Origin of the sequence: Pseudogemmobacter blasticus, assembly GCF_003071405.1 — a bacterium.
Taxonomy (GTDB): domain Bacteria; phylum Pseudomonadota; class Alphaproteobacteria; order Rhodobacterales; family Rhodobacteraceae; genus Pseudogemmobacter; species Pseudogemmobacter blasticus.
Window position 1 is genome coordinate 1,177,953 of record NZ_CP020470.1, and the last position, 12,646, is coordinate 1,190,598.

Genomic DNA, 12,646 nt, shown 5'->3' on the forward strand with positions numbered 1-12,646 from the left:
CGCCCTGCGCGGACCAGAGGCGAGAGAAAAGGCGTGCGGCCGCGCTTGCGCGGCCGCTCCGGTGGGTAGGGCGTCAGTCGGCGGAGACTTCGGCCAGCAGGCGGGCGTTGCCGCCGGCGGCGGTGGTGTCGATGCAGACGTGGCGTTCGATCAGCACATGCGCGCGGTCGGGGGTGCCGGTGACCAGCGGCAGGATCGGGCCGGGGCGGCTGGCCAGCGCCTGCGCGCGGGCGCGCGCGCCGGGTTCATCGCCCCACCAGAGCGCCCCCGAGAATCCTTGCAGCCGGGCCAGCGCCTGCGGCGGCAGGCCGGGGGCTTCCACCGCCAGACCGCCCAGCGCGGTGACGGCGGCGGCCTGGGCGCGGGCGGCCTCGGCCCCCGGGCCAAGGCAGAGGAAGGGCGCGCGCGGGCCGTGGCGCAGGCGGTTCGATTCGCCGGTCGGCCCCGGCAGGTCTTCGGCCTGCAGTTCGGCCACGGGGGCCGGAACGGCGGCCAGACGGCGGGCGACCTCGGCCTCGGCCAGCGGGGCGCTGTCAGCGGCGGGGGCGGCCGAAGGGGCCGGGGCGGCGGTGAAGCGGGTCAGGTAGTCGGGGCCACCGGCCTTGGGGCCGGTGCCTGACAGCCCTTCGCCGCCGAAGGGCTGGCTGCCCACCACGGCGCCGATCTGGTTGCGGTTCACATAGGCGTTGCCGACGCGCAGCCGGTCCACCACCTGCTGCACCCGGTCGTCGATGCGGCTGTGCAGGCCGAAGGTCAGGCCGTAGCCGGTGGCGTTGATCTCGTCGATCACGCGGTCGATCTCGCCGGCGCGGAAGGTGGCGATATGCAGGACGGGGCCGAAGATTTCCCGCTCCATCGCCTTGATCGAGGGCACCGACAGGACGGCGGGCGCGACGAAGGTTCCGGTGGCGGGCACGGCGGTTTCCTTCAGCACCCGGCCCTGGCTGCGGGCGGCGGCGACATAGGCGGAAATGGCCGCCTGCGCCTCGGCATCAATGACGGGGCCGATGTCGGTGGACAGGTGCCAGGGATCGCCGGCGGCCAGATCGTCCATCGCGCCGAACAGCATCCGCTTGACGGTTTCGGCCACGTCTTCCTGCACATAGAGGCAGCGCAGCGCCGAGCAGCGCTGGCCGGCCGACTGGAAGCTGGAGGCGAGGATGTCGCGCACCGCCTGTTCCGGCAGGGCGGTGCTGTCCACCAGCATGGCGTTCAGCCCGCCGGTTTCGGCGATCAGCGGCGCGGCGGGATCAAGATTGTCGGCCATGGCGCGGCGGATCAGTTGCGCGGTTTCGGTCGAGCCGGTGAAGGCCACGCCCTGCACGCGCGGATCGCGGGTCAGCGCGGCGCCGACGCGGCCGTCGCCGGGCAGGAGTTGCAGCGCCGTGGCAGGCACCCCGGCCTGATGCAGCAGCCCCACCGCCAGCGCGGCGATCAGCGGCGTCTGTTCGGCGGGCTTGGCCAGCACGGCATTGCCGGCGGCCAGCGCGGCGGCGATCTGGCCGGTGAAGATGGCCAGCGGGAAGTTCCACGGGCTGATGCAGGCGAAGGTGCCGCGCGCCGGGGCGCGCAGCGCAGGCGCGCCGGCAGCGTAGTAGCGCAGGAAATCCACCGCCTCGCGCAGTTCGGACACGGCATCGGCCAGGGTCTTGCCGGCTTCGCGGGCAAGAAGGGCGAAGATCGGGCCGAAGTTTTCTTCGTACAGATCGGCGGCGCGGGTCAGGATTTCGGCGCGGGTGGCGGCGGAGGCATCCCAGCGCCGGGCGGCGGCAAGGGCGGCGTCCACGTCTTCCGGCGCGGCGGTGGTGACATGGCCCACAAGCGCGCCGGTGGCGGGGTTGGTGACGGCCAGCCGTTCCGCCCCGCGCAGGGGCGCGGCGATAAGGGGAGTGGCCTCGAACAGCCGGTCCTGATGGGGGGCGCGGGCGGCATCGATGGCCGCCAGATCGGCGGCATCGGTCAGATCCCAGCCCTTCGCGTTGCGGCGGCCGGGGAAAAGCTGCGGCGCGGGCCGGACGGCGGGGTTTTCCAGCGGCGTGACCCGTTCCATATGGGTCAGCGGGCAGGCGGCGACTTCGGTCGCGGGCACCTCTTCGTTGACGATCTGGTTCACGAAGCTGGAGTTGGCGCCGTTTTCCAGCAGGCGGCGCACCAGATAGGCCAGCAGGTCGCGATGTGCGCCGACGGGGGCATAGATGCGGCAGCGGGTGCCCCGGTCTGTCAGCACCAGATCATGCAGGCGTTCGCCCATGCCATGCAGGCGCTGGAATTCGAAATCGCGCAAGGGCGTGCCGGTTTCTTCGGCCATGTGCAGGATCGCGGCCACGGTATGGGCGTTGTGGCCGGCGAATTGCGGATAGATCCGGTCGGTCATGCCCAGCAATTTGCGGGCGTTGGCGATGTAGCTGACATCGGTCGCCTGCTTGCGGGTGAAGACGGGGAAGCTGGTCAGGCCCAGCACCTGCGCGCGCTTGATTTCGCTGTCCCAATAGGCGCCCTTGACCAGACGCACCATGATGCGGCGGTCAAGCCGCTGCGACAGGGCGTAAAGCCAGTCAAGCACGGCCCCGGCGCGGCGGCCATAGGCCTGCACCACGACACCGAAGCCGTCCCAGCCCTTGAGCGCCGGGTCGGCCAGGACGGCTTCGATCACCTCGAGCGAGAGCGACAGGCGGTCGGCCTCTTCGGCGTCGATGTTGAAGCCAAGGCCGGCGGTGCGGGCCAGCGTGGCCAGCGAACGCAGGCGGGGCACCAGTTCCTGCATCACCCGTTCGCGCTTGGCGATTTCGTAGCGGGGGTGCAGGGCCGAGAGCTTGACCGAGATGCCGGGATTGTCGCGCAGGTCGGCGCTGTGGGCGGCGGCGGCGATGGCGGTGATCGCCTTGGAATAGGCCAGGTGGTAGCGGCGGGCGTCGGCCTCGGTGCGGGCGGCTTCGCCCAGCATGTCATAGCTGTAGGTATAGCCCTTGGATTCCAGATCGCGGGCGCGGTCCATGGCGCCTTCGATGGTTTCTCCCAGCACGAACTGGCGGCCCATTTCCTTCATCGCGCGGCCGACGGCGGTGCGGATGACGGGTTCGCCCAGGCGGCGGACGGCGGCGCGCAGGTGGCCGACGACGCCGGGTTCGCGGTCTTCCAGCACCTTGCCGGTCAGCATCAGGGCCCAGGTCGAGGCGTTGACCAGCGAGGAGGCCGAGCGGCCCAGATGGCGGCCCCAGTTGGAGGGGGCGATCTTGTCCTCGATCAGCGCATCCATGGTTTCGGCATCGGGCACGCGCAGCAGGGCTTCGGCCAGGCACATCAGGGCGATGCCTTCATCGGTGGAAAGGCCGTATTCGGCCAGGAACACCTCCATCAGGCCGGGCTTGCCGCCGGCGCGGATGCGGGTCACCAGGGCGGCGGCCTCGGTGGTGATGCGGGCACGGGCCGAGGGGGTGAGGGCGGCCTCGGCGATGAGGCGACGGACGAGGGTGGCCTCGTCGGCAAGGCTTTCGGTGGTGATGGTGGTCCAAGCGTTGGCGGTCATGGGGCGCTCCTGTCCGATCGGGGCAGGATACAGGGGATCGGGCGGGCTGTTTTCCTGATGTTGGTGTGATATGCAGGCGGAAAGCCGGATGTCAGGGGGTTTTGCGATGCGGAATGGCGGCGTGGAGCTGGACGGATTCGATCAGGCGATCCTGCGGGTGCTTGCGGCCGAAGGCCGCATCAGCGCGGTGGATCTGGCGCGGCGGATCGGGCTGTCGAAAAGCCCGACGCAGGCGCGGATGAAGCGGCTGGAGGAGGCGGGGGTGATCGCGGGGTATCGCGCCATCCTGGACCCGGTGAAAACGGGGCAGGCGCATGTGGCCTTTGTCGAGGTGCGGCTGAGCGATACGCGCGAGGCGGCGTTGCAGGCGTTCAACCGGGCGGTGCGGCTGGTGCCCGAGGTGGAGCAGTGCCACATGATCGCCAGCCGCTTCGATTACCTGATGAAGGTGCGGACGGCGGATATTGCCGATTACCGCCGCGTGCTGGCCGAACGGATCAGCGCGCTGCCGCATGTGGCGCAGACATCGACCTATGTGGCGATGGAGGCGGTGAAGGAGGCGCTGTAGCGCCCTGCCCCGCCGCCGGCTTCAGGCGGCGGGGGCAAGTTTCAGCGGGAAGACCCGGCGCACGCAGACGTATAGGCCGGGAATGATGAAGACGCCCAGAACGGTGGCGGCCATCATGCCGCCCAGCACGCCGATGCCGATGGCGTTCTGCGCCCCCGCCCCGGCCCCGCTGGCGGTGGCCAGGGGCACGATGCCCAGGATGAAGGCGAAGGAGGTCATCAGGATCGGGCGCAGGCGCTGGCGGGCGGCTTCCAGCGTGGCGTCGATCAGCGTCTGTCCCTGCCGTTGCAGGGATTCGGCGAATTCGACGATCAGGATCGCGTTCTTGGCCGCCAATCCGATGGTCGTCAGCAGGCCGACCTTGAAATAGACATCGTTCGACTGGCCCATCAGCAGCGCGGCGGCCAGCGCACCCAGGATGCCGACCGGCACGACCAGCATGACCGACAGCGGCACGGTCCAGCTTTCATAAAGCGCGGCAAGGCAGAGGAAGACCACCAGAACCGAGATGGCGTAAAGGAAGGGCGCCTGACTGCCCGAGAGGCGTTCCTGATAGGACAGGCCGGTCCAGGCGGCGCCGTAGCCGCCCGGCAGCTTGGCCACCAGTTCCTCCATCGCATCCATCGCCTCGCCCGAGCTGACGCCTTCGGCGGGGCTGCCCGAGATTTCCAGCGCCAGCGTGCCGCCATAGCGCGCAAGTGTGGAGGGGACGTTTTCCCAGGCCAGGCTGGTGAAGGCCGCGAAGGGCACCATCTCGCCATCGCGGTTGCGGGCCGACCAGTCGTGAATGTCGTCGGGCTGCATCCGCCAGTCCGCTTCGGACTGCACGATGACGGGGCGCAATTCGCCGTCCATCTGGAAATCGTTGACCTCGGTGCCCGAGAAGATGGTGGCCAACATGCCGTTCACTTCGGACAGGGTGAGGCCGAAGCTGTCGGCCTTCTGGCGGTCGATGTCGATCCGCATGGCGGTTTTCGAACTGTCCTCGTTGCCGCGCAGGCTGGTCACGCGGCCATCGGCGGTGGCATCGGCCACCAGTTGATCGGCCGCCGCCTTGAGCGCATCGGCCCCGCGGCCGCTTTGGTCGATCAGTTGCATGGTGAAGCCCGAGCTGTTGCCCATGCCCTGAATGGCCGGTGGTTGCAGCACCAGGACCGAGCCGCGACGGATGGTCTTGCGGAAATGGGCGTTGGCCCGTTCGGCAATGGCGCTGGCGGCAAGCCGGCTGTCGGCGTTGCGGATGTCGAAATCCTTGAGGCGGACGAAGACCATGGCGGTGTTCTGCGCCGTGCCGCGAAAGCCGAAACCAAGGGTGGCGAAGGTGGTTTCCACCGCCTCGGGTTCCTGTTCCAGCATGTAATCCTCAACCTGCTTGACCAGCGCCAGCGTCTGCGACGAGGTGGCGCCTTCGGGCATGTTGATGCGCGTCATCAGCACGCCCTGATCTTCCTGCGGCAGAAAGGACGACGGCAGGCGGGCGAAGAGGCCGGCCACCAGCACCCCCACCACGGCCAGCGCGACCATGGTGGCGAAGGGCCAGCGCAGGATACGGCGGTTCACGCCAAGGTAGCCACGGGTCATCCGGTCGAAGTTGCGGTTGAACCAGCGGGCGGGGGCGATTTCATCCCCGGCCCGGTGCGGCCGCAGAAGCGAGGCGCAGAGCGCCGGCGTGAGGATGAGCGCCACGAAGACCGACAGCACCATGGCCGAGATGATGGTGACGGAGAACTGCCGGTAGATGATGCCGGTGGAACCGGACATGAAGGCCATGGGCAGGAACACGGCCGACAGCACCAGCCCGATGCCGATCAGCGCGCCGGTGATCTGGCCCATGCTTTTCTCGGTGGCCTCGACCGGGCCAAGGCCGTCTTCGCGCATCACCCGTTCGACATTCTCAACCACGACGATGGCGTCATCGACCAGAAGGCCGATGGCCAGAACCATGGCGAACATGGTGAGCGTGTTGATGGAATAGCCCAGCGCCGCCAGCACCCCGAAAGTGCCCAGCAGCACCACCGGCACCGCCAGCGTGGGAATCAGCGTGGCCCGCCAGTTCTGCAGGAAGATCAGGATGACGAGGAAGACCAGAACGATCGCCTCGATCAGCGTATGCACCACCTTTTCGATCGAGCGTTCGACGAAGGGCGAGGTGTCATAGGCGTATTCGATGCGGACACCTTCGGGGAAGGCATTGGCCATGCCGTCCAGCGTGGCCCGCACGGCGGCGGTGGTTTCCACCGCATTGGCGCCGGCGGCCAGGTTGATGCCGAAGCCCGAGGCGTTCTGCCGGCTGAAGCGGCTGTCCGAACCATAGCGCTGCTGTCCGATCTCGATCCGGGCCACATCGCCCAGCCGCACCTGCGCGCCCGCGTCGCCGGTGCGCAGCAGGATATTGCGGAAATCATCCACGGTGCGAAGCTGGCTTTGCGCGGTGATGTCGATGGTGAACTGCTGGTCGGGGATGGCCGGGTTCGCGCCCAGCGAGCCGACCGCGACCGAAGTGTTCTGCGACCGCACGGCGGCGGTGATGTCCGAGGGCGTCAGCGCGTATTGCGCCAGAAGGAACGGGTCCAGCCAGATGCGCATGGCATAGCCCGAGCCGAAGGTGTTGATCGAGCCGACGCCATCAACCCGCTGCACCGGGCCGGCGACGGTCTTGTCCAGCATGTCGGCAAGCTGGATTGTGCTGTAGCGGCCATCCTCGCTGACCAGCGCGCCGATCATCAGGATCGAGCTGGTGGAGCGCGACACCCGGACGCCGGCGCTTTGCACCGTGTCGGGCAGGCGCGACAGCACCAGTTGCACCTTGTTCTGCACCTCGGTCTGGGCTTCGTCGCGGTCGATGTCCTGTTCGAAGACGATGGTGATCGAGGCGGAGCCGCGACCCGAGGTCGAGGTCATGTAGAGCATCCCCTCAAGCCCGGTCAGCGCATCTTCCAGAACGGTGGTGACCGAGTTCTGCACCGCATCCGCCGAGGCGCCGGCATAGGTGGCCGAGATGCGGACGGTGGGGGGCGACACCTCGGGATATTGCGAGATGGACAGCGATTGCAGGCCCAGAAGGCCGGCCAGCATGGTGACGATGGCCAGCACCCAGGCGAAAACGGGGCGGTGGATGAAGAAACGCGCCATGGGTCAGTTCCCGGCGGCGGGGGCCGGGGCCGCCTGCGGCGCGGCGGCATCGGTGATCACGCCTTCGGGCGACAGGGTGACGGCGACGGGGGCGATTTCGGTGCCGGCGGCGAGCGAGTCGATGGAATCGACCAGCAGGCGGTCGCCGTCCTTGAGGCCCTGCCCCACGATCCAGGCGGTGTCGGTCGATCCCATCGGCGTGACGCGAAGGGTCTGGGCGCGGTTTTCGGCATCGGCCAGCCAGATCGCGATGGTGCCGTCGGCCTGCAACTGCGCCGCCATCTGCGGGATCAGATAGCCCTCGGCCGTGCCCAGCGTGACCGAGGCGCGCACGAACATGCCCGGTATGATGACGCGGTGCGGGTTGTCGAAGCGGAAGCGGACGCGGACGGTGCCGGTCGAGGTGGAGACGCGGCTGCTGACCGAGGACAGCGTGCCGGTGCCGTCGAACACCTGGCCGTTTTCCAGCATCAGCCGCACCGCCATCCGGTCGCCGGGCTTGACCGCGCCGCTTTCGATGCGGGCGCGCAGGTCCAGCATCCGCGCGCTGGCTTCGGACAGGTCGACATGGATCGGGTCCAGCGCCGTGACGGTGGTCAGCGCGGTGGACTGGCCCGAGGTGACCAGATCGCCGACCGAGACCTGCGCCACATCGGGCACGCCAGCCACCGGGCTGCGGATCGTGGTGCGGTCCAGCGCGATGCGGGCGGTTTGCAGGCTGGCCTCGGCCACGGCGACGGCGGCTTCGGCCTGCGCCAGCGTCATGCGGGCGTTTTCCAGCGCCTCGGCGGTGACGCCGGTGCCGACCAGCTTTTCATAGCGTTGCAGGGCGGCGCGGGCGGGGCCGACGGCGGCCTCGGCGCTGCGCAGGTTGGCCTCGGCGGCGGCGACGCTGGCCTGGTAGGTTTGCGAATCGATGGCGAACAGCGGGGCACCGGCGGCCACCTCGCGGCCCGGTTCATAGAGGATGGCGGTGATGACGCCATCGACCAGCGGCCGGACCGAGGCATCCTCGACGGCGGTGGCCTGGCCGGTCAGCGTCACCTCGACCGGCACCACCCCGCGCGCCAGTTCGATGACGCCGGCCTTGCGCGGCCCGCCGCCGCCGGGCGGGGTTTGCGCCCCGGCCGCCAGCGCGAAGGCAAGCACAAGAAGCGGGGCAAGGGTTCGGGCGGCAAATATCTTCATCCGGCAATCCTGTCGGTGGGTGCCGTCCGTCACGGCAAAGGGGGCGGCCCGCAATCGGCGCAGGGTCGGTGCAGGCCGGGCAAGGCTATCAGGAACGCGGCGGCGGGAAAGCCCCGGGGCGAACACATCGCCGTCAGGGCCAACATCAGGCGCCAGGACGCGGCCCTGCCGGCGCGACTGGTGCCCGCGGCCGGACTTGAACCGGCACGGCCTTGCGGCCTGGGGAGTTTAAGTCCCCTGTGTCTACCATTTCACCACGCGGGCACGGGCCGCGCCACAATAGCGGGCGGGGCGGCAGGGGAAAGGGGGGCGATGCGCGGCAGAGGCCGGGCAAGGGTTCCGGTGCCGCGCCGCGGCGATTGACATCGCGGAGCACCGCCGCCTTTATGGCGGGCGAAGATTTCGCGGGGGGTTCCACATGAACAAGGTCTACCCGAGCGCCAGCGCCGCGCTTGAGGGTCTGTTGCAGGACAACATGCTGATCGCCGCCGGCGGCTTCGGCCTGTGCGGCATTCCCGAACTGCTGATCGCGGCCATCCGCGATGCCGGCGTGACGGGGCTGACGGTCGCCTCGAACAACGCGGGGGTTGACGGGTTCGGGCTGGGCCAGCTTCTGGAAACCCGGCAGGTGAAGAAGATGATCTCGTCCTATGTGGGCGAGAATGCCGAATTCATGCGGCAATACCTGAGCGGCGAGCTGGAACTGGAGTTCAACCCGCAAGGCACCCTGGCCGAGCGGATGCGGGCCGGCGGCGCGGGCATCCCCGGCTTCTACACCAAGACCGGCGTCGGCACGGTGATCGCCGAGGGCAAGGAGCACCACGACTTCGACGGCCAGACCTATATTCTGGAACGCGGCATCGTGGCGGACCTGTCCATCGTCAAGGCCTGGAAGGCGGACCCGAGCGGCAACCTGGTGTTCCGCAAGACCGCGCGCAACTTCAACGTGCCGGCGGCGACCTGCGGCAAGGTCTGCGTGGCCGAGGTCGAGGAAGTGGTGCCGCTGGGGTCGCTGGACCCCGACACCATCCACCTGCCCGGCATCTATGTGCATCGCATCGTGACCGGCACCCACGAGAAGCGGATCGAACAACGCACCGTGCGCAAGAAGGAGGCCGTGTGATGGCCGGAGAGAGCAAGGGCTGGGACCGCAACCAGATGGCCGCGCGCGCGGCGCAGGAACTGCGCGACGGCATGTATGTGAACCTGGGCATCGGCATTCCGACGCTGGTGGCGAACTACATTCCGCAGGGGATTTCCGTCACCCTGCAATCGGAAAACGGGATGCTGGGCATGGGCCCCTTCCCGTTTGAGGGCGAGGAAGACCCCGACCTGATCAACGCCGGCAAGCAGACCATCACCGAACTGCCGCAGACCGCCTATTTCGACAGCGCCACCAGCTTTGCCATGATCCGCGGCGGCAAGATCGCCATGGCGATCCTGGGCGCGATGGAGGTCAGCGAAACCGGCGATCTGGCGAACTGGATGATCCCGGGCAAGCTGGTCAAGGGCATGGGCGGCGCCATGGACCTGGTGGCCGGCGTGGGCCGCGTGGTGGTGGTGATGGACCACACCTCGAAACACGGGGAATCAAAGGTGCTGAAGGCCTGCACCCTGCCGCTGACCGGCAAGGCGGTGGTGAACCGGATCATCACCAACCTGGGCGTGCTGGATGTGGTGCCGGGCGGGCTGAAGATCGTGGCGCTGGCCGATGGCGTGACCGAGGCCGAGTTGCGCGCCGCAACCGAGGCGACGATCCTTGGCTGAGCATCAGGTCCAGCGCGAGCACGGGGAAACGAAGGGCCGCTTCGTCATCCGCAAGGAGGGCGAGGAGGCCGAGCTGACCTATTCGGTCACCACGCCGACGCTGATCATCGCCGACCATACCGGCGTGCCCGACAGCTTTCGCGGCACCGGCGCCGGGCTGGCGCTGGTCGAGGCGCTGGTGGCGGCGGCCAGGGCCGAGGGGTTCAAGGTGGTGCCGCTGTGCCCCTTCGTGAACGCGACCCGCAAGAAGCACCCCGAATGGGCTGATGTCTTCGCGGCCTGACACCGGGCCGGGGGCGCTGCCCCCGACGCCCTGCGGGCGTCTCCCCCGGGATATTTGCGTTCTGAAAGAAGCCCTCTTCAGTCTTTCTTAACCCTTCCGGTCCAGTCTGGCCGGGCGGTACAGGCTGGGAAGCCGATGACCGCTTCTGGAAGAGGTGGCGCGCCCCGCGGCTGGAGCAATCCCCCGACGGGGCGCCCCGTTCCCTGTCCCCTGCCCTCTTTCAGAAGGAAAATATCCCGGGGGTGAATTGGCCCGGGCACCGGGCCAAGAGGGGGCAGCGCCCCCTTCTGCCTTGGCCAGCCCTTACCCGCCCGCCGACAGCACCTTGAAGACGCACGGGTCTGTCACCAGTTCGGGCGGCGTCAGGCACAGGCCCTGCGCCACCTGCCAGGCGGCCAGAACCTTGGGCACATAGTCGCGCGTTTCGGCATAGGGCGGCACGCCGCCATTCTTGCGCACCGCGCCCTCACCCGCGTTATAGGCGGCCAGCACCATCAGCGGATCATTGTCGAATTCATCGAGCAGCCAGTCGAGATAGGCGACGCCGCCCTTGATGTTCTGCGCGGGCACCGTGCTGTCGGCCACGCCGAAGCGCCTGGCGGTATCGGGCATCAGTTGCATCAGCCCGGTCGCGCCGGCGCTGCTGACGGCATCGGCGCGGCCGGCGCTTTCGATGCCCATCACCGCCAGCACCAGCGCCGGTGAGACATCGGTGCCGACGGTGGAGACAAGGATGTCGGTGCCATAGATCTCGGCCAGGGTCTGCATGGATTGCAGGCGGGGCGCGGCCACCTGCTTGCCGCCGGGCCCCATGGACAGCGCGGCCATGGCGGCGGGGAAGCGGCCCGAGACATCGGGCAGGCCGGGGGGGACCAGATCCCAGAACCAGGCGTAGGAGGAGGACGGCGCCGGGCCCGGCACGGCATCGGGGGTTTCAACCGGCTTCGGGGCGGATTTCAGCGCCGGGTCTTTCCAGGCGGTGGCGGCCAGGCGGCGGGCCTGTTCGACCGGGTCGATCTGCACGGTGATCAGCCGGCCCGGCGTGCGGTCAGCGGCCTTGATGCGGCGGAAGGTGAAATCCTCCAGCCCAACGCCGTCTTGCGCCGCGGTTCCGTGGGGAAACGCGGCGATTGCCAGAATCGCCAGGGCCATGCCTGCCAGAAGACGCATCTTTGCGATGCCTGCTCTTGTTGTTCTGGGCGGGACGCTGCACCGAATCGTGCGCCGCGCCAAGGGAAATTGGGCGCAGATCATGGCATTCTCGCCAGAATTGGCGGCAAGGACACGTTCAGCCACGCAACCGATGGACGATATTTAAATAATTAATCCAGCGTTTACAGGGCATTAGGCGACAAAATGCCCCCAGGGCCGGATTGCCGCAAATCGCCCGCAGACTTCCCCAACCTTGCCACGATTCAGGGGCTTACTGTGTTCATCCCGAAAGGGGACAGGGCAGACCCAGCCGAAAGCCTTGTCTCCCAAAGCGGATGAAACACCTGGCAACCTGAAAAGGATATTACGATGAAACTCCTGAACATCATGAAGCGCTTCCAGAAAGACGAAGACGGTGCCGTGACTGTTGACTGGGTCGTTCTGACCGCCGCCGTTGTCGGCCTGGGCATCATCGTGCTGGCCGCGATCAAGCCGGCGATCAGCGGCCTGTCGGCGTCGATCGCGACCGAGATCGGCAAAGCTGACGACGATTTCACCAAGTGATTTTCAGCCAGGCTTAGTGCCTGGCCTAGAGGGCCGCGTCCGATTTCAGGCCGCGGCCCTTTGCCTGACAAAGTGGTGCCTTTTCCGATTGAAAGGTCGCGACCTAGGAGCCTTCGCGGATAAGCACAGGCTTGGCTGTCATGGCCCCTTCTCGTTTTCCTGACCCTTTCCGAACCATACGACCGTAGAGCAACACCCAGGCGTTTGGAGATCCAGATGTTGAAAACGATCAAAAGCTTCGTAATCAGCGAGGATGGTGCGATTACCGTTGACTGGGTTGTGTTGACGGCCTTGGTTGTTGGCCTACAAGTTCTGATTCTGGTGACATCCATCCGCGAATCTCTGGTTGGCGTCTCGGAAAATATCGGTGACAAGGTTTCCGAGTATGAGGATTTCCTGAAGTAACGAGGCGATTGCTTCGCCGCCGCGCCGCGAACGGGGGCCAAAGGTCCGTGGGGGCCTGACG

At 67.9% G+C, this 12,646-nt stretch carries 10 protein-coding genes and 1 tRNA gene; 6 read left to right on the forward strand and 5 right to left on the reverse strand.

Annotated elements, in window-relative coordinates:
• Window positions 1–73: 73 nt before the first annotated feature.
• Window positions 74–3,526, reverse strand: coding sequence for a bifunctional proline dehydrogenase/L-glutamate gamma-semialdehyde dehydrogenase PutA (putA, locus tag B6K69_RS05685; protein ID WP_108643102.1), 3,453 nt, complete (start codon window positions 3,524–3,526; stop codon window positions 74–76).
• An 88-nt stretch (window positions 3,527–3,614) separates the two neighbouring features.
• On the opposite strand from putA, the gene B6K69_RS05690 reads away from it, so the two are divergent.
• On the forward strand, window positions 3,615–4,094 hold the full coding sequence (locus B6K69_RS05690; RefSeq protein WP_418260368.1) for an Lrp/AsnC family transcriptional regulator: 480 nt from the start codon (window positions 3,615–3,617) through the stop codon (window positions 4,092–4,094).
• A gap of 21 nt (window positions 4,095–4,115) precedes the next feature.
• On the opposite strand, the gene B6K69_RS05695 is transcribed toward B6K69_RS05690, so the two are convergent.
• From B6K69_RS05695 to B6K69_RS05705, 3 genes are all read right to left on the reverse strand, one after another.
• Complete coding sequence (locus B6K69_RS05695; protein WP_108643103.1) at window positions 4,116–7,226, reverse strand: multidrug efflux RND transporter permease subunit; 3,111 nt, start codon at window positions 7,224–7,226, stop codon at window positions 4,116–4,118.
• Between the two features lie 3 nt (window positions 7,227–7,229).
• A complete protein-coding gene (locus B6K69_RS05700) occupies window positions 7,230–8,414 on the reverse strand; it encodes an efflux RND transporter periplasmic adaptor subunit (RefSeq protein WP_108643104.1) in 1,185 nt (394 codons plus the stop codon).
• Between the two features lie 178 nt (window positions 8,415–8,592).
• Window positions 8,593–8,678, reverse strand: a tRNA-Leu gene (locus tag B6K69_RS05705).
• A 154-nt stretch (window positions 8,679–8,832) separates the two neighbouring features.
• Here B6K69_RS05705 and B6K69_RS05710 point away from each other — a divergent pair.
• Genes B6K69_RS05710 through B6K69_RS05720 form a run of 3 tightly spaced genes read left to right on the forward strand, consistent with a single transcriptional unit; the run spans window position 8,833 to window position 10,464 of the window.
• Window positions 8,833–9,537, forward strand: coding sequence for a CoA transferase subunit A (locus B6K69_RS05710; protein ID WP_108643105.1), 705 nt, complete (start codon window positions 8,833–8,835; stop codon window positions 9,535–9,537).
• Window positions 9,537–10,181: a 3-oxoacid CoA-transferase subunit B gene (locus tag B6K69_RS05715; RefSeq protein ID WP_108643106.1), complete on the forward strand. Its 645-nt coding sequence runs from the start codon at window positions 9,537–9,539 to the stop codon at window positions 10,179–10,181. Before B6K69_RS05710 ends, B6K69_RS05715 begins: the two co-directional genes overlap by 1 nt.
• Window positions 10,174–10,464, forward strand: coding sequence for a GNAT family N-acetyltransferase (locus B6K69_RS05720; protein ID WP_108643107.1), 291 nt, complete (start codon window positions 10,174–10,176; stop codon window positions 10,462–10,464). The genes B6K69_RS05715 and B6K69_RS05720 overlap by 8 nt, the downstream gene beginning before the upstream one ends.
• 303 nt (window positions 10,465–10,767) lie before the next feature.
• Here the strand turns inward: B6K69_RS05720 and B6K69_RS05725 are convergent, their stop codons facing one another.
• Window positions 10,768–11,634: a lytic transglycosylase domain-containing protein gene (locus B6K69_RS05725; protein WP_108643108.1), complete on the reverse strand. Its 867-nt coding sequence runs from the start codon at window positions 11,632–11,634 to the stop codon at window positions 10,768–10,770.
• A gap of 351 nt (window positions 11,635–11,985) precedes the next feature.
• Between B6K69_RS05725 and B6K69_RS05730 the strand changes: the two genes are divergently transcribed.
• Both B6K69_RS05730 and B6K69_RS05735 read left to right on the forward strand, forming a co-directional pair.
• Entirely contained in the window at window positions 11,986–12,180 is a 195-nt protein-coding gene (locus tag B6K69_RS05730) for a Flp family type IVb pilin (protein ID WP_108643109.1), read from the forward strand.
• Between the two features lie 216 nt (window positions 12,181–12,396).
• A complete protein-coding gene (locus tag B6K69_RS05735; RefSeq protein ID WP_108644795.1) occupies window positions 12,397–12,585 on the forward strand; it encodes a Flp family type IVb pilin in 189 nt (62 codons plus the stop codon).
• Window positions 12,586–12,646 lie beyond the last annotated feature (61 nt).